The sequence below is a fragment of the Bordetella genomosp. 12 genome, assembly GCF_002261355.1.
GTDB lineage: Bacteria > Pseudomonadota > Gammaproteobacteria > Burkholderiales > Burkholderiaceae_B > Bordetella.
Genome location: NZ_NEVU01000003.1, coordinates 732220 through 755840, shown reverse-complemented (window position 1 = coordinate 755840; position 23621 = coordinate 732220). Strand labels below are relative to the sequence as shown.

General features: G+C 64.4%; 21 protein-coding genes and 4 tRNA genes. 13 read left to right on the top strand and 12 right to left on the bottom strand.

The window, feature by feature from the left end; all coding sequences use genetic code 11:
• Positions 1-2: 2 nt before the first annotated feature.
• Genes CAL22_RS15645 through CAL22_RS15635 form a run of 3 tightly spaced genes read right to left on the bottom strand, consistent with a single transcriptional unit; the run spans position 3 to position 2084 of the window.
• On the bottom strand, positions 3-773 hold the full coding sequence (locus CAL22_RS15645; RefSeq protein WP_094814804.1) for a UDP-2,3-diacylglucosamine diphosphatase: 771 nt from the start codon (positions 771-773) through the stop codon (positions 3-5).
• The gene (locus CAL22_RS15640; RefSeq protein WP_208622014.1) at positions 766-1407 is read right to left on the bottom strand and encodes a peptidylprolyl isomerase; all 642 of its coding nucleotides are present in this window, start codon (positions 1405-1407) and stop codon (positions 766-768) included. The genes CAL22_RS15645 and CAL22_RS15640 overlap by 8 nt, the downstream gene beginning before the upstream one ends.
• Positions 1404-2084 (bottom strand): tetratricopeptide repeat protein, encoded by a 681-nt coding sequence (locus CAL22_RS15635; RefSeq protein ID WP_094814802.1) that lies wholly within the window; start codon positions 2082-2084, stop codon positions 1404-1406. Before CAL22_RS15635 ends, CAL22_RS15640 begins: the two co-directional genes overlap by 4 nt.
• Positions 2085-2284: 200 nt before the next feature.
• On the opposite strand from CAL22_RS15635, the gene cysS reads away from it, so the two are divergent.
• From cysS to CAL22_RS15605, 6 genes are all read left to right on the top strand, one after another.
• Positions 2285-3745: a cysteine--tRNA ligase gene (gene cysS, locus CAL22_RS15630; protein ID WP_094814800.1), complete on the top strand. Its 1461-nt coding sequence runs from the start codon at positions 2285-2287 to the stop codon at positions 3743-3745.
• A 10-nt stretch (positions 3746-3755) separates the two neighbouring features.
• Positions 3756-4400, top strand: coding sequence for a DNA-3-methyladenine glycosylase family protein (locus tag CAL22_RS15625; RefSeq protein ID WP_094814798.1), 645 nt, complete (start codon positions 3756-3758; stop codon positions 4398-4400).
• 33 nt (positions 4401-4433) lie between these two features.
• Positions 4434-5399: an acetyl-CoA carboxylase carboxyltransferase subunit alpha gene (locus CAL22_RS15620; protein ID WP_094814796.1), complete on the top strand. Its 966-nt coding sequence runs from the start codon at positions 4434-4436 to the stop codon at positions 5397-5399.
• A gap of 17 nt (positions 5400-5416) precedes the next feature.
• Entirely contained in the window at positions 5417-6469 is a 1053-nt protein-coding gene (tilS, locus tag CAL22_RS15615) for a tRNA lysidine(34) synthetase TilS (RefSeq protein WP_094814794.1), read from the top strand.
• An 85-nt stretch (positions 6470-6554) separates the two neighbouring features.
• Entirely contained in the window at positions 6555-7814 is a 1260-nt protein-coding gene (locus CAL22_RS15610) for an aspartate kinase (protein WP_167383656.1), read from the top strand.
• Between the two features lie 94 nt (positions 7815-7908).
• Positions 7909-8001: transfer RNA gene (locus CAL22_RS15605), tRNA-Ser, on the top strand.
• Between the two features lie 66 nt (positions 8002-8067).
• Here CAL22_RS15605 and CAL22_RS15600 read toward each other — a convergent pair.
• Positions 8068-8538, bottom strand: a complete 471-nt coding sequence (locus CAL22_RS15600; RefSeq protein ID WP_094814790.1) for a DUF1348 family protein — start codon at positions 8536-8538, stop codon at positions 8068-8070.
• Between the two features lie 124 nt (positions 8539-8662).
• Between CAL22_RS15600 and CAL22_RS15595 the strand changes: the two genes are divergently transcribed.
• Positions 8663-10045 (top strand): MFS transporter, encoded by a 1383-nt coding sequence (locus CAL22_RS15595; protein WP_208622046.1) that lies wholly within the window; start codon positions 8663-8665, stop codon positions 10043-10045.
• A gap of 15 nt (positions 10046-10060) precedes the next feature.
• Here CAL22_RS15595 and CAL22_RS15590 read toward each other — a convergent pair whose 3' ends face one another.
• Genes CAL22_RS15590 through CAL22_RS15580 form a run of 3 tightly spaced genes read right to left on the bottom strand, consistent with a single transcriptional unit; the run spans position 10061 to position 15193 of the window.
• Positions 10061-12154, bottom strand: a complete 2094-nt coding sequence (locus tag CAL22_RS15590; RefSeq protein WP_094814786.1) for a TonB-dependent receptor — start codon at positions 12152-12154, stop codon at positions 10061-10063.
• Positions 12154-12816, bottom strand: coding sequence for a TetR/AcrR family transcriptional regulator (locus CAL22_RS15585; protein WP_094814784.1), 663 nt, complete (start codon positions 12814-12816; stop codon positions 12154-12156). Before CAL22_RS15585 ends, CAL22_RS15590 begins: the two co-directional genes overlap by 1 nt.
• A gap of 13 nt (positions 12817-12829) precedes the next feature.
• Positions 12830-15193, bottom strand: coding sequence for a membrane-bound PQQ-dependent dehydrogenase, glucose/quinate/shikimate family (locus tag CAL22_RS15580; protein WP_094814782.1), 2364 nt, complete (start codon positions 15191-15193; stop codon positions 12830-12832).
• 193 nt (positions 15194-15386) lie between these two features.
• Here CAL22_RS15580 and CAL22_RS15575 point away from each other — a divergent pair.
• A tRNA-Arg gene (locus CAL22_RS15575) sits at positions 15387-15463 on the top strand.
• Positions 15464-15529: 66 nt separating this feature from the next.
• Here the strand turns inward: CAL22_RS15575 and CAL22_RS15570 are convergent.
• Genes CAL22_RS15570 through CAL22_RS15555 form a run of 4 tightly spaced genes read right to left on the bottom strand, consistent with a single transcriptional unit; the run spans position 15530 to position 18967 of the window.
• Positions 15530-16354, bottom strand: coding sequence for a metal ABC transporter permease (locus tag CAL22_RS15570; protein WP_094814780.1), 825 nt, complete (start codon positions 16352-16354; stop codon positions 15530-15532).
• Entirely contained in the window at positions 16351-17202 is an 852-nt protein-coding gene (locus tag CAL22_RS15565; protein WP_094814778.1) for a metal ABC transporter permease, read from the bottom strand. Before CAL22_RS15565 ends, CAL22_RS15570 begins: the two co-directional genes overlap by 4 nt.
• Complete coding sequence (locus tag CAL22_RS15560) at positions 17199-18065, bottom strand: manganese/iron ABC transporter ATP-binding protein (RefSeq protein ID WP_167383655.1); 867 nt, start codon at positions 18063-18065, stop codon at positions 17199-17201. The genes CAL22_RS15565 and CAL22_RS15560 overlap by 4 nt, the downstream gene beginning before the upstream one ends.
• The gene (locus tag CAL22_RS15555; RefSeq protein ID WP_094814774.1) at positions 18065-18967 is read right to left on the bottom strand and encodes a metal ABC transporter substrate-binding protein; all 903 of its coding nucleotides are present in this window, start codon (positions 18965-18967) and stop codon (positions 18065-18067) included. Before CAL22_RS15555 ends, CAL22_RS15560 begins: the two co-directional genes overlap by 1 nt.
• A gap of 203 nt (positions 18968-19170) precedes the next feature.
• Between CAL22_RS15555 and CAL22_RS15550 the strand changes: the two genes are divergently transcribed.
• The 4 genes from CAL22_RS15550 to CAL22_RS15535 all read left to right on the top strand — a co-directional run bounded on the left by CAL22_RS15550 (position 19171) and on the right by CAL22_RS15535 (position 21040).
• A tRNA-Arg gene (locus tag CAL22_RS15550) sits at positions 19171-19247 on the top strand.
• A 203-nt stretch (positions 19248-19450) separates the two neighbouring features.
• Positions 19451-19750 (top strand): ArsR/SmtB family transcription factor, encoded by a 300-nt coding sequence (locus CAL22_RS15545; RefSeq protein WP_094814772.1) that lies wholly within the window; start codon positions 19451-19453, stop codon positions 19748-19750.
• A gap of 49 nt (positions 19751-19799) precedes the next feature.
• Positions 19800-20918: an alkene reductase gene (locus CAL22_RS15540; protein WP_094814770.1), complete on the top strand. Its 1119-nt coding sequence runs from the start codon at positions 19800-19802 to the stop codon at positions 20916-20918.
• 45 nt (positions 20919-20963) lie between these two features.
• Positions 20964-21040 (top strand) — tRNA-Arg (locus CAL22_RS15535).
• A gap of 206 nt (positions 21041-21246) precedes the next feature.
• On the opposite strand, the gene CAL22_RS15530 is transcribed toward CAL22_RS15535, so the two are convergent.
• Positions 21247-22704, bottom strand: coding sequence for a sulfatase-like hydrolase/transferase (locus CAL22_RS15530; protein ID WP_094814769.1), 1458 nt, complete (start codon positions 22702-22704; stop codon positions 21247-21249).
• Between the two features lie 75 nt (positions 22705-22779).
• Between CAL22_RS15530 and CAL22_RS15525 the strand changes: the two genes are divergently transcribed.
• Positions 22780-23589, top strand: a complete 810-nt coding sequence (locus CAL22_RS15525) for a GntR family transcriptional regulator (protein WP_094814767.1) — start codon at positions 22780-22782, stop codon at positions 23587-23589.
• The last annotated feature ends 32 nt before the right edge of the window (positions 23590-23621 follow it).

Here is a 23621-nt window from a genome sequence, read left to right as displayed (position 1 = left end):
GCTCAGGCGGCCATGTCCAGATCGTAGAACTGCAGGCCGTCGCGGTCGATGACCAGCCAGCCGCCGCGCGAGGCGCCGTGGTCACAGTCCCAATCGGGCAGTACCCAGCGTTCGCGTTTCTTGCCGTCGATGGCCAGCACATGGCGGTCGGGGCGATGCGTATGGCCATGGATGAGGGTGGCGACGCCGGCGTCGCGAAACGCGGCTTCGACCGCCTGTGCATTGACGTCCATGATCTCCAGCGTTTTGCTCTGGTTGGCTGCCATGCTTTCGCCGCGCGCCTGCTGAGCCATCTGCAGGCGCTCCGGAATGCTCTTGGCCAGAAACTGGGCCTGCCAGCGCGGGTCGCGCACCATGGTGCGAAACTGCTGGTAGGCCGCGTCGTCCGTACAGTACTCATCGCCATGCGTGATGAGCAAGGTGCCGAAATCGGAGTCCACCAGCGCCGGCTCGGGCAGCAGCGTCGCGCCCAGCGCATCGGCCAGTTCCTGGCCGATCAGAAAGTCGCGGTTGCCGCGTCCCAGATAGACCGGGATGCGCGCCGCCGTGGCCTTGAGGCTTTGCAGCGCCTGGGCAAGCCAGGGGGGCGCGGCCCGGATGACATCGTCGCCGATCCAGGCGTCGAAGATGTCGCCGGGCAACAGCAGCGCGTCGGCCTCTTCGGCTGCGGCCTGCAGAAACCCGATGAAGGCTTCTGCGGTGGCCGGCGTGGCCGGCCCCAGGTGCACGTCGGAGGCCAGCCAGATCGAGCCTGGCAATACCAGCTTATTCAAGGACTTCGGCCTTCTCGATGATCACGTCCTCTTTGGGAACGTTCTGGTGAAAGCCGTTGTTGCCGGTCTTCACGCCCTTGATCTTGTCGATGACGTCGGTGCCTTCGGTGATCTTGCCGAACACGGCATAGCCCCAGCCCTGGGGGGTGGGCGCGGTGAAGTTCAGGAAGTCGTTGTTGGCGACGTTGATGAAGAACTGGGCCGTGGCCGAGTGCGGGTCGCTGGTGCGGGCCATGGCGACGGTGTACTTGTCGTTCTTCAGGCCGTTGTTGGCTTCGTTTTCGACCGGCGCCTGGGTGGGCTTTTGCTTGAGGCCCGGCTCGAAGCCGCCGCCCTGGATCATGAAGCCGTCGATCACGCGGTGAAAGACGGTGCCGTTATAGAAGCCTTCCTTGACGTAGTTCAGGAAGTTGGCAACCGTCTTGGGGGCTTTTTCGGCGTCCAGGGTGATGACCATATCGCCCTGATTGGTTTGCAGTTTGACGCGAGGATTGCTCATGGATTTAGTGCCTTCTGAAAGAGAGGGGGAGGGGGAGGCCGGTTGCGCGCCAGCGCTCAGGGGCAGCAGGGCCGCCAGCAGAAAAGCGCCGGCCCAATGGCCCAGCGGCTTGATGCGAGAAACAAATGCGGTCATGAGTGCGACTTGTCCTTCAGTAGTTTGTCCAGCTCCTGGGCTTTTTCCTTCATGCCAGGAACGCCGCGCGCAGCTTCTTGGCGATAGGTGCGCAATGCGATCATGAGCTGGATGTCGCCCAGGTTGGAGCGGGCGGCCGCGTAATTCGGATCGGCCCGCAACGCCATGTTAAGCGCATCCTGCGCCCGATCCAGGTCTCCCCTGGCGGCATACAGCGCAGCCAGGTTGTTCCAGGGTTCAGGCAGCTCGGGAAAGCGCGTGGTCATTTCAACATAGATGGCTTCCGCTTCCTGGGGGCGTTTGAGCGCGGCCAGGGCGCGGGCGTGCTGAAACATCAATTGCACGTCGGTGCCGGGAATCTTGCGCGAGGCCTGCAGCCGCGCTTCGATTTTCTGGAGCGCTTCTTCATTGCGCCCGGCATTGAGCAGCAGCTCGATGTGGTCGGTGATCTGCGAGGGCGTGGGGTCCAGCCGGGTATCGACGCCAGGCTTGATGGCCTCCAGCAGGTGGGCCAGGCCGTCCCAGCCGCCTTCGGGCCGCGGCTCATCCAGCTTGGTCATGTTGGCATTGCGCCCTTCGGAGGCGCCCCCATACATCGACTGGCCGTGGGCGAGCGGGACCGCGCCGCACAAGGCCAGCGCCAGCAAAAAAGAGCGGATAAGCGGCGTGTTGGTCATGGGTGTCCGTTGTTCTGTGGCCTGTCCGAAAGCGCGGCGGCAGGCCGCTTGCTATACTTTACGATCGCCATTTTAGCCCCGGTTGCGGCAATGGCCTTCAGGCATGCCTTACGCGGGCGGCATGCCTCTCGCCCACCCACCATGTCGGGGGCCGGGCAAGCAACCTTCCCGACGACGCCCAGATAGCCAAAACGAGCGCCATGCTGCACATCTACAACACATTGTCGCGTACCAAAGAAGCCTTCACACCGGTGCATGCCGGGCAGGTGCGCATGTACGTGTGTGGCATGACCGTCTATGACTATTGCCATCTGGGCCACGCCCGCATGCTGGTGTCCTTCGATGTGATCCAGCGCTGGCTGCGCGCCAGCGGCTATGCCGTCGATTATGTGCGCAATATTACCGACATTGATGACAAGATCATTCGCCGCGCCGTGGAGACCGGCCGCCGCATGCACGAGGTGACCGAGTACTACATCGCCGCCATGCATGCCGATGAGCGCGCCCTGGGCGTGGCGCGGCCCGATCAGGAGCCGCGCGCCACGCAATATGTCGGCGAGATGCTGGATATCATCGGCCGCCTGCAGCAAAACGGCCTGGCCTACCAGGCTGACGATGGCGACGTGAACTATTCCGTGCGCGGATTCGCCGGTTACGGCAAGCTGTCCGGCAAATCCTTGGACGATCTGCGCGCCGGCGAACGCGTGGCGGTGGACTCCTCCAAGCGTGACCCCTTGGATTTCGTGCTCTGGAAGTCGGCCAAGGCCGAAGAGCCGCCGGAAACCAAATGGGAGTCGCCCTACGGTTTCGGCCGGCCGGGCTGGCATATCGAATGCTCGGCCATGAGCAAGAGCCTGCTGGGTTTGCCGCTCGATATCCATGGCGGCGGGCCGGACTTGAAGTTTCCGCATCACGAAAATGAGATCGCCCAGACCGAGGGCGCCTTCGGCGGCACGCTGGCCAATGTGTGGATGCATTGCGGCCCCTTGATGGTCGATGCCGACAAAATGTCCAAGTCGCTCGGCAACTTCCGCACCATCCGCCAGACCATCGCGCAAACCGAGGCCCCCGCCGATCAGGCCGAGTACGCCGTCAATCCGCGCGAGGCGGAGATGCTGCGCTTTTTCATCGTGCGCAATCATTACCGCAGCGCACAGAATTACACCCCGGATAATCTGATCGATGCGCAGAACGCGCTCGACCGCCTCTACCAGGCGTTGCAGAACGTGCCGGCCGATGCCGCTGGCATCGACTGGAACGAAGCCCAGGCGCGGGCCTTCAAGGCCGCGATGGACGATGATTTCAACAGCTCCGGCGCGGTCGCCGCGCTGTTCGAGTTGGCCGGCCGCGCCAATCGCGAGCGCGACAGCCGCGCCGCCGGCCAATTGAAGGCCCTGGCCGCTTTGCTGGGCCTGCTGCAGCAGCCGCCGCAGGCCTACTTCCAGTCGCCGACCCGCTATTCGTCCGCCGCCATGCAGCAGCAAGGCGCATCGGCCGCGGTGTTGCTGGCCAGCCAGATAGACAGCCTGATCGCCGAGCGCGCGCAGGCCAAGCAGGCGCGCGATTTCGCGCGCGCTGACGCCATCCGCGCCGAGTTGCGGGCTGCCGGCATCGAACTGGATGACAAGCCCGGCGGCGTGACCCAGTGGCGCCGCGCCTGAGATCCCGCTTATGTCCAGTACCGATCTCGAACTCGTCAAGCCCGATTATTGGGAGGAGGCCGTCGCGCACTTGATGCGCCGCGACCGCATTCTCAAGAAAATCATCCCGCAGCACAGCCACACCTGGCTCCTGTCGCGCGGCACGCCTTTTGTGACCCTGGCGCGCGCCATCATCGGCCAGCAGATTTCGACCAAGGCCGCCGATGCGCTCTGGACGCGCTTGCTGGACGTCGCCGGCAAGCGGCCGACGCCGGCCACGGTCCTGCGCGCCGGCGTGACCGGTCTGCGCGGCGCGGGCCTGTCCCAGCGCAAGGCGGAGTACGTGCAGGATCTGGCTGATCATTTCGGCCAGCGCAAGGTTCACCCCGAACGTTGGGCGACGATGGATGACGAAGCCGTCATTTCGGAGCTGGTTGCCATTCGTGGCATCGGGCGCTGGACGGCGGAGATGTTTTTGATTTTCAATCTCCAGCGTCCGGACGTGCTGCCGCTGGATGATCTTGGGTTGCTCAAGGCAATCTCGTTACACTATTTCAGCGGCGAGCCCGTTTCCCGCTTCGAGGCCCGCGAGGTCTCTTTGGCGTGGCAGCCCTGGCGTACCGTGGCGACCTGGTATTTGTGGCGCAGTCTGGAACCGACCCCGGTCCAGTACTGAGCTTGCCAGCGCCCATCAACGGAACCACACTTCATGCGCAATACATTTCTGGAATTTGAACAACCGCTCGCCGAACTTGAAAACAAGATCGAGCAGCTGCGCTATGTGCAGGCCGATTCCGCTGTCGACATCTCCGACGAGATCGGCCGTCTGCAGCAGAAGAGCCAGACCTTGGCCAAGGAAATCTACGCCAAGCTGACGCCCTGGCAGACGGCGCTGGTGGCTCGCCATCCGCAACGTCCGTATACGCTCGACTATGTGCGCGAGATCTTCACGGATTTCCATGAGTTGCATGGCGATCGCATGTACGCCGATGATCAGTCCATCATCGGCGGCATGGCGCGTTTCAACGGCATGCCCTGCATGGTGATCGGCCACCAGAAAGGCCGCGACACCAAGGAGCGCGCCGCGCGCAATTTCGGTATGCCGCGTCCCGAAGGCTATCGCAAGGCCTTGCGCCTGATGCGTCTGGCCGAGAAGTTCCGTCTGCCGATCTTCACCTTCGTGGATACGCCGGGCGCTTACCCGGGTATCGGCGCCGAAGAGCGCGGTCAGTCCGAGGCCATCGGCCACAATCTGTACGTCATGGCCGAATTGAAGGTGCCGGTCATCGTGACCATCATCGGCGAGGGCGGTTCGGGCGGCGCATTGGCCATCGCGGTGGGCAATGCCGTGCTCATGCTGCAATACTCGACGTACTCGGTGATTTCGCCCGAAGGCTGCGCGTCCATTCTGTGGCGCAGCGCCGACAAGGCGCCCGATGCGGCCGAGGCGCTGGCCATCACGGCCCCGCGTCTGAAAGACCTGGGCTTGATCGATCGCGTGGTCAATGAACCGGTGGGCGGCGCCCACCGCGATCCCCGTGTCATGGCGCGTCTGCTGCGCCGTGCGCTGGGCGACTCGCTGCGCCAGCTGCAGGGCCTGAGCCCCGAAGCGCTGGTCGCGCAGCGCCTGGAGCGCGTGCTGGCTTACGGCCGCTACCAGGAAGTCCGCGGCTAAGTCCGCAGGGGCGACGCATGTCCCGCCGCCCGCTCCCCGATGCTTACGCCCAGGCGCTAGGGCCGGCGGCCGTCGCGCGCGTGCGTGCGGCGACAGCCGGCCTGCCGTCTGCGCAGGCCGTCGCCGTGGCCCTGAGCGCCGGCGCCGATTCGGCCATGCTGGCCCTGGCCCTGGCCCTGGCTGAGCCGGACCGTCCGGTGCTGGCGTTTCATGTCCATCATGGCTTGCAGGCGCAGGCCGATGCCTGGGCCGTGCGCGCCGGCCAATTGGGTGCGTTGCTCGGGCTGCCGGTGCGGGTGGCGCATGTGGCCGTGCCCGTGGACGGCAGCGGCATGGAGGCCGCCGCCCGCGCGGCGCGTTATGCAGCCCTGGCCGAAATGGCCGGGCGCGAGGGCGTGAGTCATGTGCTGTTGGCTCACCATCGGGACGATCAGGCCGAAACCGTGCTGCTGCGTCTGTTGCGTGGCAGCGGTGTCGATGGCATGGCCGCGATGCGGCCGGCCAGCCAGCGCGACGGTGTGGTCTATCTGCGGCCCTGGCTGGATCTGGGCCGGGACGCCATCCGGCGCGCTGCGGCCGCCTTTGCCGACCTGACGGGCTGGCAGGCGGTCGACGATCCCAGCAACGCCGATCCACGTTATACCCGCGCCGCGGTGCGCACCGCGCTGTCGCCGCTGCTCGATGCCCGCTGGCCGGGTTGGCAGGCCATCGTGGCGCGCCATGCGCGGCAGATGGGCGAAGCCGTCGAAATCCTGCACGAGGTGGCGCGCGAGGATTTTGCCCGCCTGGAGCCGGATGCGGATGGCCGCGGTTTTGGCCTGGCGCTCTGGCGGGCGCTGTCGCCGCCGCGGCAGGCCCAGGTGTTGCGTTACTGGCTGGCGCAGGCGGGTCTGCGCATGCCGAGCGAGGCGCGGCTGGCGGATCTCATGCGGCAATTGCGGCAATTGCATGCTCTGGGGCATGACCGCCAGTTAAGCGTGGCTCATGAGGGTCATGACATCCGCTGCCATCGGGGCCGGGTGTGGCTGCAGGCGCAGCATCTGCCAGGCCGCGAGGCATCGGGCCGCTGACAGCGGACTGTCTGCGCAAATTTTCACCATGCGCTAAAATCATCGACTTTGCCCGCCTTTGCGGGCCCCCCAGCCAGAGTACGAGATGTCCCTGATCGTTCACAAGTATGGCGGTACATCGATGGGCTCCATCGAGCGCATCAAGAATGTGGCGCGCCGCGTCGCGAAGTGGCACGCCGCCGGCCACCAGGTCGTCGTGGTGCCGTCGGCCATGTCAGGCGAAACCAACCGCCTGCTCGGGCTTGCCCGCGAAATCACGCCGCAGCCCAACGGCCGCGAACTCGACATGATTGCCGCCACCGGTGAGCAGGCCTCCAGCGGCTTGCTGGCCATCGCGCTGCAAGCCGAAGGCGTGGCCTCGCGCAGCTATGCCGGCTGGCAGGTGCCCGTGATGACCGATTCGGCGTATACCAAGGCCCGTATCTCTTCCATCGATGATGCCCGCATCCGCGCCGATCTGGACGCCGGACGCGTGGTCGTGGTGACCGGTTTTCAGGGCGTGGACCCGGAAGGCCACATCACGACGCTGGGCCGGGGCGGCTCCGATACCTCGGCCGTGGCCGTGGCGGCCGCGCTCAAGGCCGATGAATGCCTGATCTACACTGACGTTGACGGTGTGTACACCACCGATCCGCGCGTGGTTCCCGAGGCGCGCCGCATGCCCGTGGTGTCTTTCGAGGAAATGCTCGAAATGGCCTCGCTGGGCTCGAAGGTGCTGCAGATCCGTTCGGTCGAGTTCGCCGGTAAATACCGTGTGCCGACCCGCGTGCTGTCCTCGCTGACCGACCCGCTCATTCCGCTCGAAGAAGAAATGGTTTCGGGCACGCTGATTACTTTTGAGGAAGACGAAAAAATGGAAGCCGCCGTTGTCTCCGGCATCGCCTTCAGCCGCGACGAAGCCAAGATCACCCTGTTGGCCGTGCCTGACAAACCTGGTATTGCCTATTCGATCCTGGGTCCGGTCGCCGCCGCCAATATCGATGTCGACATGATTGTGCAGAACCAGTCGGTCGCCGGTACCACTGATTTCTCCTTCACCGTCAATCGCAATGAATTTCTGCGCACGGTCGAACTGCTCAAGCGTGATGTGATCCCCGCGGTCAGCGCGCGCGAACTGATCACCGACGAGAAAGTCGCCAAGGTGTCCATCGTGGGCATCGGTATGCGCTCGCACGTTGGCGTGGCCAGCCTGATGTTCCAGACGCTGTCGCAAGAGGGCATCAACATCCAGATGATCAGCACCAGCGAGATCAAGACTTCGGTGGTCATCGACGACAAATACATGGAATTGGCGGTGCGCGCGTTGCACAAGGCCTTCGGTCTGGATCAGGCGCCGGCGGCATGAGGTCAGGCGGGCGCTGATGCGTCCGCTTTTTTGCGATTTTTCCCGGCTCGCTCGCTAAAACCGCAAAAAATTCGTGTAGAATCTCGGATTCTTCGGAGACGTGCCCGAGAGGCTGAAGGGGCTCCCCTGCTAAGGGAGTATGTGGCTAAAAACTGCATCGTGGGTTCGAATCCCACCGTCTCCGCCAAGATTTAAGGCCCGCGATATTTATCGCGGGCCTTTTCATTTGGCGCCCGGCCCGCGGCCGGGTGTTCTACAGGCCGAGCGCGCTCAGGCCCGGATGTGCATCGGGGCGGCGCCCCAGGGGCCAGCGAAACAGCCGTTCCGTCTCGCGCAACGCCTGGTCATTGATGCTGGCGTGGCGCACGCGCATAAGGCCGGCGTCGTCGAACTCCCAGTTTTCGTTGCCATGCGACCGGAACCAATTGCCCGAGTCGTCGCGCCATTCATAGGCAAAGCGCACCGCGATGCGATTGCCATCGTGCGCCCATAATTCCTTGATGAGCCGATAGTCGAGTTCGCGCGCCCATTTGCGCGCGAGAAACGCTATCACGGCTTCGCGTCCGTTGATGAACTCCGCGCGATTGCGCCAGCGCGTGTCAGGCGTGTAGGCCAGGCTGACTTTGGCCGGGTCGCGGCCGTTCCAGGCATCCTCGGCGGCGCGCACCTTCAGGATGGCGCTTTCATGGCTGAAGGGAGGCAAAGGCGGGCGCGATTCCAGCATGGTTGATCCTCATCGTTGAAGGCAAGACAGCGGCCTGTCAGCCGCGATTCGCGGCGGGGGGATGTTGGCAGTATAGTGAAGGCCAACTCATATATAAGACTTGGACGTCGCCTTCTCCGCTGCCATGTTGTTGACCTTCTCCCGCAATGAAGTCTATCCGGCCGGCGCCGGGGTTCCGCAATCCGAACGGCTCGGCGCGATGGTGGCCGTTATGCTGGCCGTCTGCATGGCCAGCCTGGATACGGCCATTGCCAACACCGCCTTGCCCACCATCGCACGCGAGATCAACGCCACCGAATCCGCGTCGATCTGGGTGATCAGTGCTTATCAGTTGGCGATGGTGGCCGCCTTGTTGCCGGCCGCCGCGATGGGCGATGTGTTTGGTCATCGCCGGGTCTATCTCGTCGGCCTGATCGTTTTCATTCTGTCGTCGCTGGCCTGTGGCCTGGCGCCCTCGCTGCCCGTGCTGGTGGCCGCGCGGGTTCTGCAGGGTCTGGGCGCCGCGGGACTGATGGGGGTCAACGGGGCGCTCGTGCGTTTTATCTATCCCTCGCATGCGCTGGGGCGCGGCCTGGGCACCAATGCGCTGGTGGTCGGCTTGTCGTTTGCCGCCGGGCCCACGCTCGCCTCGGTGATATTGGCTTATGGCTCCTGGCACTGGCTGTTTCTGATCAACGTGCCGGTCGGCCTGCTTGCGCTGATGCTGTCGCTGCGAGGTCTGCCCGCGACGGCGCGCTCGGGCCATCGCTTCGAGTGGCGCGCGGGCTTGTTGTGCGCCGGCTTTCTGTCCTTTCTGGTGCTGGGCTTGAGCGAGGCCGCGCATTACGTGCCCGCCTGGCGCGTGGCCGTGGAATTGGCCGTGGCCGCGGTGTGCCTGCTGCTGCTCTTGTACCGGCAGGCCGGTCATCCCGCGCCCATCCTTGCCGTGGACCTGCTGCGCCGGCCCATTTTTGCGTTGTCGGCCGCCACGGCGGTCTGTGCATTCGCGACGCAGGCCCTGGCTTTCGTATCGTTGCCCTTCATGCTGCAGCAAGTGCTGGGCTATTCCCAGGTCGAGACCGGCTTTCTGATTACGCCCTGGCCCGTCGTGGTGGCCATGATGGCCTTGATCGCGGGCCGGATGTCGGATCATTATTCGGCCGGTCTGTTGGGCGGTGTGGGCCTGGCCGTGCTCGCGCTGGGCATGCTCACCATGGCGACCCTGCCGGCACAACCGTCGGTCTGGGATATTTGCTGGCGCATGGCGCTGTGCGGCGCAGGCTTCGGATTTTTTCAGTCGCCCAATCTGCGTGCCATCATCGGCGCCGCCCCGCCCGGCAGGGCGGGCGGGGCCAGCGGGATGGTGGGTACGGTGCGCTTGCTGGGCCAGTCTTCGGGCGCGGCGCTGGTGGCGGCCTGCCTGCACATGGCGGGCGTGGGAGGCACGGCCTGGGCCTTGTGGCTGGGCGTGATCTTTGCCGCGCTGGCCAGCATCGCCAGCTTCGCGCGGCTGCGTTTTGCCGATTGAACGGCGCCGCGCCGCTCAGAAGCGGTAGGCGACCGTGAGGCCGGCGTTCCAGTTGCGGCCGGGCGCCGGCTCGAAATACCGGCCATTGCCTTCGTTGACGATGACCGAGCCGGCATAGCGGCGGTCAAATAGATTGTCCACGCGGGCGTAAGCGCTCCAGGTCCAGGGGCCGTTCTTCCAGATATAGCCGGTCGACAGCGCCGCCACGACATAGCCCGCTGCGGCGTCGCTGTTGGCGTCGTCCACGTACAGTTTGTCCAGATAACGGCCTTCGATGCCGGCCTGCCATCCTTGCGGCGGCGCCCAGGCCAGGGCGGCGTAGAGGGCCTGGCGTGCCACGCCGGGGATCTGGTTGCCAGCCTCGATGCCCGTGCCGGCTACATTGTCGCGATAGCGCGCATTGATGTAGGTATAGGCCAGGCGTGAGCGCCAATGCGTGCCGAACTCGCCATCCCAAGCCAGCTCGACGCCGTCGCGGCGGGTGCGGCCGCCATTGCGAAAACTGCTGCGTCCGTCGATGCTGCCTGCGGACACGATCTCGTTTTCCGTGCGGGTATGAAAAACCGCCGCCGTCGCCAGCCCACCTGCCAGGCGGCGCTTGATGCCGGCTTCCAGATTGGTGCTGACCGAGGGCTGCAGGCCGAAGTTCAGGCCTGGCTGCCCATCGGGACGATAGGAGATTTCGTTCATGGTGGGCGTTTCGAAACCCTTGCCGTACGACACATAGACATTGCTGTCTTCATCCAGCGCATAGCGCAGGGCCGCCACGGGCAGCGCTCGCCGGTAGCGTGCGCCGCCGCTGTCGTCGCCGTTGCCCGCCACGATGTAGTGATCGCGCGAATCAAAGTTCACGCTGCTATAGCGCAGGCCGGTGTCCAGCGTCCAGCGCGGCAGGAATTCCCACGACGTCTGCAGGTAGGGGTCGAGGTTGTACACCTCATTGGTCTCGTCGCGGCGCAGCGCGCCCTTGACGCCCAGGGTGGCGCCGCCCTGGGTGAAGTTTTCATAGCCCTTGCGGATCTCGCGCAGGCTGTCGTAGGCCAGTCCGCCCACCACGGTCAGGGGCTGGCCGGCCAGGGTCAGATGAGAGGTCCAGCGCACGTCGGCGCCGCCGTAGTCACGCCGCAGGCCGATGACGCCGCCCGACTGCGCAGGCGGGCGCTGCACGGCCACGGGGATGCTCTGGTACTGCCAGGTCTCGCGTTGTCCGTAATACACCATGACGCGCAAGGCATTGTCGGCATCGACCTGGCGCTCGTACACCAGGCCGCCTTGCGTCTGTTGCACCGTCTTGCGGGTGTTGAAACGTTGCGCCGCGGGCGAGGCGGCACGCGGATCGTCGTCGAATTCAGCTCGCGTCAGGCCCATGGGATCCTGGGCTTTGAGGTCGACGCGATTGAGCACCAGCGTCAGCCGGCTGTCGTCATCGAGTTGCAGACCCAGCTTGGCGTTGGCCAGATTTTTGCGCGCGCCGCTGTGGTCGCGATAGCCGTCGCTGGTGAAGCGGTTCAGGCCCACCACATACTCCAGGTCGCCCACGCCGGTGCCGCTGGCGCCGCTGGCCTGCACGCCATAGCGAAAGGTGCCGAAGCTGCCCGCGGCCATGCTGGCTTGCACGCGCGGCGGACGGGCGCCATCTTCGGTAAACACCTGCACGACGCCGCCGGACGAGTTTCCATACAGCGCCGAGTAGGGCCCGCGCAGGACCTCGACCCGGTCGGCCGAGCCGATGTCGATGTTGGAGGTCTGCCCCTGCCCATCGGGCATGGTCGCCGGTATGCCGTCGACATAAATCCGCACGCCGCGCACGCCGAAGGTCGAGCGTGCGCCAAAGCCGCGGATGGACAGTTGCAGATCCTGCGCGAAGTTCTGGCGATTCTGTATTTGCAGCCCGGGCACTGCGCTGAGGTTTTCCGAGAGATTGATCTGCAGGGCGTTGGCCCGCAGCGTGGCGCCATCGATGACATCCACCGACGCCGGGGTGTCCAGCACCGATGTGCCGTTGCGGGTGCCCGTGACGATGATGGGGGCGAGCGTGGGCGTCTGCGCCAGCGCGGGCAGGGGCAGCAGCAGCAAGGCCAGCCGCGAGAGAGGTCGGAAAGGGTTCACTAAGCCTCGATGGAGAGCCAGCGCCTGGCGCTGCGCACCAGGGCCTCGGTGGCCGTGTCGATGGCCGCGCTGTCCAGATGCGCGCCCAGCATGACGGTGCGGGTGAAAAAGTCATAGACGAGCGCCCCGTGCAACTGGGTGGCGACTTCGTCGATGCGTGTGTCGGGATGAATCGTGCCCAGATCGATCTGGACCTGGAGCAAGCGGGTAAACGCTGCGCGCGAGGCGACGGGACCGTGGGCGAACCAGGCGCGGCCGACCTCCGGCAAGCGAGCCGAGGTCGCCACCACCATGCGGTAGAAGGCGACCTGGCGCGGGTTCAGCATGGCATGGATCAAGGCGCGAGCCAGACGGCTCAATGCGCCCTCCAGGCCGCCTGTCTGGACATCGAGGTCAGACAGGGCGGCCAGGAAATCATCGCAGAGATACTCCACCACCCGGCAGAAAAATCCTTGCTTGCTGCCGTAATAGCGGTAGATATTGGTTTTCGAGCCGCCGGCCTGAGCCACGATCTCGTCCAGCGTGACGTTGTCGTAACCGCGTTCAAGGAAGAGATCGGCGGCCACGCGCAGCAATCGTTCGCTGCGATCGCGGCCGCGCCGCGTGACCCGGCCGCCCGGCTGGCGAGTCGTCAGAGGGGCGGTCGGGTCCGGGCGGCTCATAGCCAGCTCAGTCTCATGGCTTGCCGGGCAGCGCGTAGGCGATCACGTAATCGCCACGATCCGGGGATTGGCGTGCGCCGCCGACCGACAACACGACAAACTGACGGCCGCTCTTGGGCGAGACAAAGCTCATCGGCGTGGCTTGCGCGCCGACCGGCAGGCGGGCCTTCCAGAGCTCCTTGCCCGAGGCGGTGTCCATGGCGCGCAGGTAGTAATCCTGCGTGCCGGCATAGAACACCAGGCCGGAAGCGGTGGTCAGCGGGCCGCCCAGCGTGGGCATGCCGATGGGGATCTGCAGGCCCGTTTTCATGCCCAGGGGGCCGGTGTCCTGCAGCGTGCTCATGGGCACTTGCCACATCAGTTGGCGGGTCTTCAGGTTGATGGCCGACAGCGTGCCGTAGGGCGGCGCATGGCAAGGCACGCCCAGGGGCGACATGAAGCCGTTCTTGGAAACGCCATAAGGCGTACCGGTTTGCGGCGCGAAGCCGTCATGCACGCCGGCGGCGCCTTCCTTGTCGGCTTCCGAGCGCGGGATCAACTGAATCCATTGCGGCATGCGGATGTCGTTGACGATGAGGTAACCGCGCGCTTCGTCCACGGAGGCGCTGCCCCAGTTCATGCCACCGTAGTAGCCCGGGTACTGGAGCGTGCGATGCGTGGAGGGCGGGGTGAACTCGCCTTCATAGCGCATCTTCTTGAATTCGATCCGGCACCAGAGCTGATCGAAGAAGGTCGCGCCCCACATCTTGGCTTCGGACAGCGGTTCCGTGCCGATCGAGGGCATGCCCACCGAATAGGGCTGGGTCGGCGACGTCCAATCGCCTTCTTGCGCACCCTGCGGCACCGGTTGTTCCTTGACCTCGGCAAGCGGCTGGCCGTTGGCGCGGTCAAGCAGGAAGATCTGGCCGCGCTTGGTGACCTGGATCAGGCCATGCTGCATGCCACCTTTGCCGTCGGGGATGTCGTAGAGCGCGGGTTGCGAAGCGACGTCGTAGTCCCAGAGGTCATGATGGACGGTCTGGAAAACCCAGCGTTCGCGGCCGGTGGCGATGTCCAGGGCAACCACGGAGGAGGCGAACTTCTCGGCGGCCTTGCTGCGATGCGCGCCCCAGAAGTCAGGCGGCGAATTGCCGGTGGGCAGGTAGAGCAGGCCCAGCTTGTCGTCGAAGGCCGGCGTGGACCATACATTGGGAGTGCCCCGCGTGTAGGTCTTGCCTTCGGGCGGCAGGCCGGTGATGGACGGATCCGCCATGTCCCAAGCCCACGTCAGTTCGCCGGTGTCGGCATTGAACGCGCGCACGGCGCCCGAGGGCTCGTCGATGGCGCGGTTGTCGAACACCCAACCGCCGATCACGATCATGTTGCGCACGACGGTCGGCGCCGAGGTCTGGAAGTAGTAACCCGGCTTGATCTCGCCCATGCCTTGCTTGAGATCCACGGCGCCATGCGTACCAAAATCTTCGCACGGTTTGCCCGTCTCGGCATCCAGAGCGATCAGGCGCGAATCGATGGTGCTCAGGATGATGCGCTTGCGGCATGCGGCGGGTTGGGCTTCGCCGGCTGCGGGCGCGGCGGCGGTTTCGTAGTAACCCACGCCACGGCAGCGCTGCCACACGGGCGAGGACGCCTCGGGATCAAAGCGCCAGCGCTCTTTGCCGGTATCGGCGTCCAGCGCAAAGACCTTGTTGTGCGGCGTGCAGACGTACACCGTGTCGCCGATCTGGATGGGGGTGTTCTGGTTTTCGGCGCCCGTGCTGGCGACGTCGCCGGTGCGGAAGGTCCAGGCCACTTCCAGCTTGTCGACGTTTTTGGGGTCGATCTGCGTGAGCGGGGCATAGCGGGTGCCCGAAGGCGTGCGCCCGTAGTATTGCCAGTCGGAAACCGGCTGGGGCGTGGCGGGCACGGCCGCTTGCTGCGCGGTGGCTTCGGTGCGGATGACGCCTTGCGGACGGAACATGCCGACGCCAAAGCCGATCAGTGCCAGCAAGGCGACACCGGCCAGCGGATAGGCGTTGCGGCGCACGCGGCTGCGGGTGCCGTCATCATGCAGCGCGGGCCAGATCAGCAGCGTGAACAGCGCCAGCACGATGGGGCCGATCAGGCGCGGCACCAGTTGCCAGAAATCGGTGCCGACTTCCCAGAACGACCAGATGACCGTGGCGACGAAGACGAGGGTGTAGAGCCAGGCGCCCGCGGTGCGGCGGCGCATCAGGAGAATGCCGGAGGCCAGCATGCCCAGGCCGGCGATGAGGTAATACCAGGAGCCGCTGAGGCTGACCAGACGGGCGCCGCCGATGGCAAGCGCCAGGCCGATGAGCGCCAGCACGATGCCGAACAGCATCACGTACCAGGGTGGGCGATTTGGGTTGGGGGACATGTGTCTACCTCTATGTTTTCACCAGCACACGGTGTGCGCGGAGCCGGGTGTCATGCCAGCCCGCGTGTTCAGGAAAAGTCCTACGAGATGATACCTATCGGTATCATTTGGGGCAAACCCTAAGGAAAAAGGGGTGAAGGGAAGGGAATGATTTGTGCTACCACGCCGCGCATGCTATAAACACGCCTCTTTAGCGCCCGTAGCTCAGTTGGATAGAGTACTTGGCTACGAACCAAGGGGTCGTGGGTTCGAATCCTGCCGGGCGCGCCATTTCCAGAAAGCCCGCAAGCCATGCTTGCGGGCTTTCTCTTTGGTGGCCGCTGCGGCCCGGGGCGGTCAGCACGCATGCCGGGAGCGGCGCAAGGCCAGTGCGGTGATGAACAGCACCGACAAGCTCACCACGATCGTGGGAGCGGGCGCACTGTCGAGAAAGAAGCTCAGGTACACGCTGGTCAGGCTGGTCGCCACGGCGATGGTCACGGCGCAGATCAGCATCGCGCCGAAGCTGCGGGTCAGCAGCAGGGCGATCGCGCCGGGCGCGATCAGCAGGGCGATGATGAGGATGATGCCGACCGCTTTGAGCCCGCCCACGATGGATAGGGACAGCAGGGCCAGCAAACCATAGTGCAGCCAACCGGTGCGCAAGCCCAGCGCGCGCGCCTGCACGGGATCGAAAGCCTGCAGCAGCAGATCGCGCCATTTCAGGGCGATCACGCCGCTGACCAGCAGGGCAATGGCGCCGCTTTCCAGTTGATCCGGCCACGCCGCGCCCAGCATGTCGCCAAACAGAATGTGATCCAGGTGCACTTCGCTGCGTATGCTGGTGTGCAGCACCACGCCCAGGCCGAACATCCCCGAGAAAACCACCCCCATCACGGTTTCCTGCTTCAGGCGGCTATTGGCCTGCAGATAGCCCGTGCCCACCGCGCACAGCATGCCAGCGGCCAGGGCGCCGAGCTCGAGCGGGATGCCCGCCATGTAGGCGAGCACCACGCCGGGAAAGACCGCATGTGAGACGGCGTCGCCCATCAGGGCCCAGCCCTTCAGGACCAGAAAGCAGGACAGCAGTGCCGTGGGCACGGCCACGAGCACGGCGATCAGCAGCGCCTGGCGCATGAAGTCGAACGCCAGCGGCGCGAGCAGCAATTCGGTAAGCGTCATGGGGCCTCCAGCGCGGCGCGGCGGTGCGCGGCCAGGCGGCCGTGCTTGGGCGCGAAGACGAAGGCCAACAGAAAGCATGCGGTCTGCAGCAATACGATGATGCCGCCGGTGGCGCCGTCGAGAAAGTAGCTGGCATAGGCGCCGATAAAGCTGGTGGCCGCGCCGATGAGGATGCTCAGGATCAGCAGGTGGCCGAAGCGGTCGGTCAACAGATAGGCCGTGGCCCCCGGCGTGACCACCATGGCGACCACCAGGAACGCGCCCACGGTCTGCATGGCGGCCACCGTGCAGGCGGCCAGCAGGCTGAAGAAGACCGCCTTGAGCACACGCGGGTTGATGCCGATGGTCCAGGCGTGATTCTCGTCGAAGAAGGTGACCATCAGGTCTTTCCACTTGCACAGCAGGATCGCCAGCGATACCAGGCCGATAATGACCAGCTGCAGGGTGTCTTCGGGCGTGATCGCCAGGATGTTGCCCATGATGATGGTTTGCAGATTGACTGCCGTGGGCGACAACGAGGCCATGAACAGGCCGAGCCCGAAAAAGCCTGCGAACACCAGGCCGGTGACGACGTCCTCCTTCAGGGCGGTGCGTTGCTTGATGAACAGCATCGCGGCCGACGCCAACAGGCCGGACAGAAACGCGCCGCCCGAAAACGGCAGCCCCAGGATGTACGCGCCTGCCACGCCCGGCACGATGGCGTGGGACAGCGCGTCACCGATGAGCGACCAGCCCTTGAGCATCAGATAGGCGGACAGAAAGGCGCAGACCATGCCGACCAGGGCCGACACCCACATGGCCTTGACCATGTAGTCATAGGCGAAGGGCGCGCTCAAGGCGGCGATCATGGCCGCTCCCCGCTGCGGGGTTCGCGTGGCGTGGCGGTGTCGCCATAGAACACCAGCGGCCGCTCGTCGTCGGTGACGATGTCCACGGCCAGCGCCCGGCGCTCGTCGGTATTGCTCAGCACGAAGCGCCTGAGCACGCCACCGAAAGTGGCCTGCAGATTGGCCTGGGTGAAGACTTCGGATACCGGGCCGCAAGCCAGCACGGTCCGGTTCAGCAGCACGGCGCGGTCACAGAACTCCGGCACGCTGCCCAGGTTGTGCGTCGACACCAGCATGATGCGGCCTTCGTCCCGCAGCCGGCTGAGCAGGGCGATGATGGCCTCTTCGGTGTTGACGTCCACGCCGGTGAAAGGCTCGTCCAGCAGGATGACGCGCGCGTCCTGGGCGAGCGCGCGCGCCAGGAACACGCGCTTTTTCTGCCCGCCCGACAATTCGCCGATCTGGCGGGTACGCAGGGTATGCATGCCCACGCGCTCGAGCGCCGACGTCACCGCCTGGTGATCCGCTGGCCGGGCCCGGCGCAAGGGCCCCATATGGCCGTAACGTCCCATCATGACGACGTCTTCGACCAGGACGGGGAAATCCCAGTCCACGTCTTCGCTCTGCGGCACGTAGGCCACCAGCTTGCGGCGCAATGCCGCGCGCGCCGGCATGTCGAGCACCTGAACCTGGCCGCGCGCCAGCCGCTGCAGGCCCATGATGGCCTTGAACAGCGTGGACTTGCCGCTGCCGTTGACGCCGACCAGCGCGGTGATGGTGCCGGCCGGGATCTCGAAGCTGGCGTCGCGCAACGCGGTGTGGCCGTTGCGGTAGGTCACCGTGGCGTGTTCGACCTTCAGGCCGATGAGAGCGCGGTGCGGCATCAGGGTTGCAGCCCGCGGGCAATGGTGTCGGTCGTCACGCGCAGCAGATCCAGGTAGGTAGGAACGGGGCCATCAGGCTCGCTCAAGGAATCCACATAGAGCACCCCGCCGTAGCGGGCGCCGGTTTCGCGCGCGACCTGCTTGGCCGGCGCGGGGGAAATGGTGCTTTCGCTGAAGACGGCCGGGATGCGGTGCTCGCGGACCAGGTCGATGACGCGGCGCACTTGTTGCGGCGTGCCTTGTTGATCGGCGTTGATGGGCCAGAGGTAGAGTTCTTTCAGGCCGAAGTCGCGCGCCAGGTAGCTGAACGCCCCTTCGCTGGAGACCAGCCAGCGGCGCTCGGGAGCGATGGCCTGCAGTCGGGCCCGGATGGGTTCCAGCGTTGCCTGGATGCGGGCTTTGTAGGCTTGCGCGTTGGCGCGATAGGTCTCGGCGTGGGCGGGATCGTGGCGCACCAGCGCATCCCGGATGTTGTCGACATAAATCAGGGCGTTTTGCGGCGACATCCAGGCATGGGGATTGGGCTTGCCCTGGTAGGGGCCGGCGTCGATGCCGATGGGGGCGATGCCTTCGCTGACTACGGCGCTGGGCACATCGCGCACGCGACGGAAGAAGCGCTCGAACCAGCGCTCCAGATTCAGGCCGTTCCAGAGCACCAGTTGCGCACCCTGGGCGCGAGCCAGATCCCCGGGCGTAGGTTGATATTCGTGGATTTCGGCGCCGGGGCGGGTGATGGCCGTGACCTCGGCGGCATCGCCGGCGACATTGCGCGCCATGTCGGCGATGATGGTGAAGGTGGTGACAACCTTGAATTTTTCGGCTGCCTGCGCGGGCAGCGCGGCGGCCAGTCCGGCGAACAGAAAGACGGACAGCAAGAGGCGGCGGGATCGATCCAGCGACACGGAGGGACTCCTCGAAAAAAAAGGCTAGGCCCTTGATGGCAAGGGCGCGTCAACAGGATCGATCGAAAGTCATGCGGCACTGTTTAGAATTTAAAGGATAATAAGTCTCATTAATTATTTATGTCCAGCGCCTGCCGGGCGTGCAGCCGGTAAAAAAGCCGTCAATTGGACAAACATAAAAAACGCGCTATAATCTTTCTTCTGCGCCCGTAGCTCAGTTGGATAGAGTACTTGGCTACGAACCAAGGGGTCGTGGGTTCGAATCCTGCCGGGCGCGCCATATTGAAAAGCCTGCAAGCAATGCTTGCAGGCTTTTTTTATCCGCGCGGCGGGCACCTTGCTGCCCACTCTGGCGGGGCGGGGTGGGGTGGGGCCGCAAGCCGCGCGGAGCGCCGCCAAGGGCAAAGACCCTACGTTAATATCGATATATCTGCATATTTAGATTTATAGATATATCATGGGCAGACAGATCGAGACTGACGCATGAGCATCCATACCGAAGACATCCTCAAGGCGCTCGCCCACCCGGTTCGGCGCGAGATCCTTTCCTGGCTCAAAGCGCCCGAGCAGCACTTTGCCGGCCAGGAGCATCCCCTGGAACTGGGCGTGTGCGCCGGCCAGTTCGAGCGTTGCGGCCTGTCTCAATCCACCGTGTCCACGCATTTGGGCATCCTGCAGCGCGCCGGGCTCGTTCAGACGCGGCGCGTCGGGCAGTGGATTTTCTATCAACGCAATGAGGCCACCATCGCCGAGTTCGTCAAGACCTTGCAGGCCGAGCTGTAAGTCATTCGATTCTCACGCCCACCCCCGGCACCTTTTCGAGAGGCAATTCATGTCCAAGCTGTTCCAGCCCATCGCCATCGGTGATCTGCATCTGGCCAATCGCATCGTGATGGCGCCCCTGACGCGCAATCGTTCGCCCAATGCCGTGCCGCAACCCATCACCGCCACGTACTACGCCCAGCGCGCCAGCGCCGGTCTGCTGATCACCGAGGCCACATCGGTGTCGCAGCAAGGGCAGGGCTATGCCGACGTGCCCGGCCTGTATGCGCCCGAACAACTGGCGGGCTGGCGCCGGGTCACTGACGCCGTGCACGCCAAGGGCGGCAAGATCGTCGTGCAGATGTGGCATGTGGGCCGGATTTCGCATACGTCGTTGCAGCCCGGCGGCCAGGCCCCGGTCGCGCCGTCGGCCATCCAGGCCAAGAGCAAAACCTATCTGGTCAATGCCGATGGCAGCGGTACTTTCGTCGAGACCTCGATGCCGCGAGCCCTGGAGCTGACGGAGATCCCGGGCATCGTTGATGACTACCGGCGCGCGGCCCGCGCCGCCGTGGACGAAGCCGGGTTCGACGGCTTGGAGCTGCATGCCGCCAACGGCTATTTGATCGACCAGTTTCTGCGTGCAGGCGCCAACCGGCGCGATGACGCCTATGGCGGCAGCATCGAAAACCGCGCACGCTTTCTGTTCGAAGTGCTCGATGCGGTCGTGGCCGAAGTCGGGGGCGCGCGCGTGGGGATCCGCCTGTCGCCGGTGACGCCGTCCAATGACATCAGCGATGAGCATCCCCAGGCCTTGTTCGACTACGTGGTGCAACGCCTGGCCCAATATGGCCTGGCCTATCTGCACATCGTCGAAGGCACCACGGGCGGCGCGCGCGATTCCTTCCAGGGCGCCGAACCCTTTGACTATGCGCGTCTGAAGGCCACGTATCGCCAGGCGGGCGGACGCGGCGCCTGGATGCTCAATAACGGCTACGACGGCGCGCTGGCTGCCGCCGCGGTCGAAGACGGCCGGGCGGATCTGATCGCTTTTGGCCGTCCCTTCATTGCCAATCCGGATCTGGTGGCGCGCCTGCGCAATCACGCGCCGTTGAATACGCCGGATCAGAAGACGTTCTACGGCGGCGGCGAGCACGGCTATATCGACTATCCCGCACTGCCTGTCTGATGGATTGGACAAGTCAGAAAAAAGAGATATAATCTTGCCTCTTTAGCGCCCGTAGCTCAGTTGGATAGAGTACTTGGCTACGAACCAAGGGGTCGTGGGTTCGAATCCTGCCGGGCGCGCCATATTTGAGAAGCCCGCAAGCGAAGCTTGCGGGCTTTTTTCATGGCTTCTGGATTTTCGCGCAGTCGTAGTCGCATGAACTTGCCGCCACTGCGGCGGCGCATCTTGCGAGATGCGGCGACAGGCTGCGGCTGCGATCGGCCTGCTGGCGGGCCGGCCGAGTGTTGAACCGAGCCGGCCAGGCAGCGCAACCTGGCGTTAGGCGGATTTACCGGAAGTCGGCACGCACGCCCGGCGCCGGCGTGAATCCCAGATCTCCTCGGGCGATCACGGCTTCACGCCCGCCGTGAGAAGCAAGTAATTCCGCCTGTCTGGCTTTGGCGCGCTTATCGACTTCCACGGGGTCGAGAAGCGCGAAGAGCTTCTCCCGGCAATGTTGCAGGGCGTCGCTTGCCGTGGGTTCGGCAGAAAGATCGTGCAGTTCTTCGGGATCCTGTTCCAGATCGAACAGTTGCGCGGGGTACTTGACGTAATGCACGTATTTGTACTTTCCGACGCGGATCATGAAGGCGCCGGTCGACGATCCCATGCCATGGTATTCGCTCAACACGGTTCGATCCGGGGTCTGGCCATGGGCGATGTCCACCAGCGAAACCCCCGGTTGGCCATCGGCGACTTCCACAAAGGGGATGCCGACGTCGTTGACGATGGTCGGAAAGACATCCACATGGCTGACCGGCGTTGCGATCACTGCATTGACCGGGAAACTCGGCCCGGCGCAGATCAGCGGCACGCCCGCGATTTCCTCGTACATCGTGCTTTTTCCCCAGAGGCCGCGCGCGCCCAGATTGTCACCGTGATCGCTCGTGTAAATGATGTCCGTCGTGGCGTCGAGGCCGAGTTCGTCCACCACGGTCATGAGCTTGCCGACGTTTTCATCCAGAAAGCTCACCAAACCGAAATATCCCGACAAGGCGCGGTGCACATCAGCGTCCGAGCTGAAGTAGTCGTCGTAGCAAAAGCTGCCACGGTAGTCTTCCAGATAGGGGTGCTGAGTACGCAGCTCGCGCGCGTACAGTTTGGGCATGGGCAGTTCTTGGTTGAAGTAGCGATAGAAATGTTCTGGCGGCGCCGTCAGCGGGAAATGCGGGGCGACAAATGATACAAACAACACCCACGGTTTATCGCTGGCCTGTTGCTGCCGTTCGCGCAGCCACACCTGAGCACGCGCGCAGATTTCGCGGTCATAAAGCGTATAGGTGGACTCGCCAGGCCCCGCCATGCCGATCATTTTCTTGGCGCCGCCACGGCGCGGCAGATCATCCCGGACCAGGCCCATCAGGTCGCCTTTGCCTTCGAGAATGTGCATGGGCACTTGTTCTTCCGTGAACCCATGGTCTTCGCCGGTCAGGCGGAAGTGAAGCTTGCCGATGGACACGACATCATGGCCGCGCTCACGCAGCACATGGTGCCAACTCGTTTGCGAGCCGTCATAAGCGTCGGCGTTATCCCAGAAACCCATTTGATGGATGTACTTGCCCACGGCAAAAGCGGCGCGCGCGGGTACGCATACGGGACTGGTGGTGTAGGCCGCCGAAAAACGGCTTCCGCGACCAGCCAGCCGGTCGAGATTGGGCGTCGAGATAATCGGATGGCCGGCGCAGCCCATCACCTTAGGATTGTGCTCGTCGGACATCACGACAATTACGTTGCGTGGCGTGGTCATTGGTCTCCCCTTATCTATACAGTACTAAAGCTATATAGTAATGGTGTATGCTACGCTTCAGCAACTGATAACTAGATGATCATGACCATGGACACGACACGGTTGGCGGCTGCCCTGGGACGATTCCAGCGCACGGGAGTGCCGAAATACACAGCACTGCGAGACGCCATCGTGCACGCGGTGGCGAGCGGGCAGCTGCAAGCCGGCGATCGTGTCCCGAATGAGCAGGAACTCGCGGCGACCTTGCCCATCAGCCTCGGGACGATCCAGCGCGCCCTGCGGCAGCTTGCCGACGAAGGCGTGATCGAACGTCGCCATGGCCTGGGCTCGTTCGTCAGTGGCCGCCAGGCTGGCGGCGAGATGTCGCACCCGTTTCATTGCCGTTTCGTCAATGACAGCGGGGACGGCTATCTGCCGGTTTTTCCCAAGGTCGTCGAGCGTAAAGAGGTCGGAGAGGGCGAGTGGACCCCGTCGCTTGGTCCAGGCCGTATCGTCGAAATTACGCGCAAGATACGCATAGGCAGCGAGTTCGATGTCTATAGCGTGTTCTGGATCGATGCCGCGCGTTTGCCGATCTTCGCTACCGCTCCGCTGGATCAGTTGGACGGACAGAATTTCAAAGACCTCATCTTTCGCGCCACCGGGCAGACGATGAAGAGGGTCGATATCTTCTTGTCGCAACGCCCCGTCAATGAACGTATTGCCGAGAGCCTCGGGCTGACCTCGAGCGCGGACTGCATCGCGTTACGCGCTATCGGCTATGTGGGAACCCGCGATGCGGTGTATTACCAGCACATCTATATCCCTCCCAATGAACGTGAACTGCACGTCGTCACGGAAGGGCTTTCGCGTACCAACGAGATCCAGGATGGCCTCTCGCGCTAGGTTCTGCGACGGCGGGGCAAACGGGTAGCCGA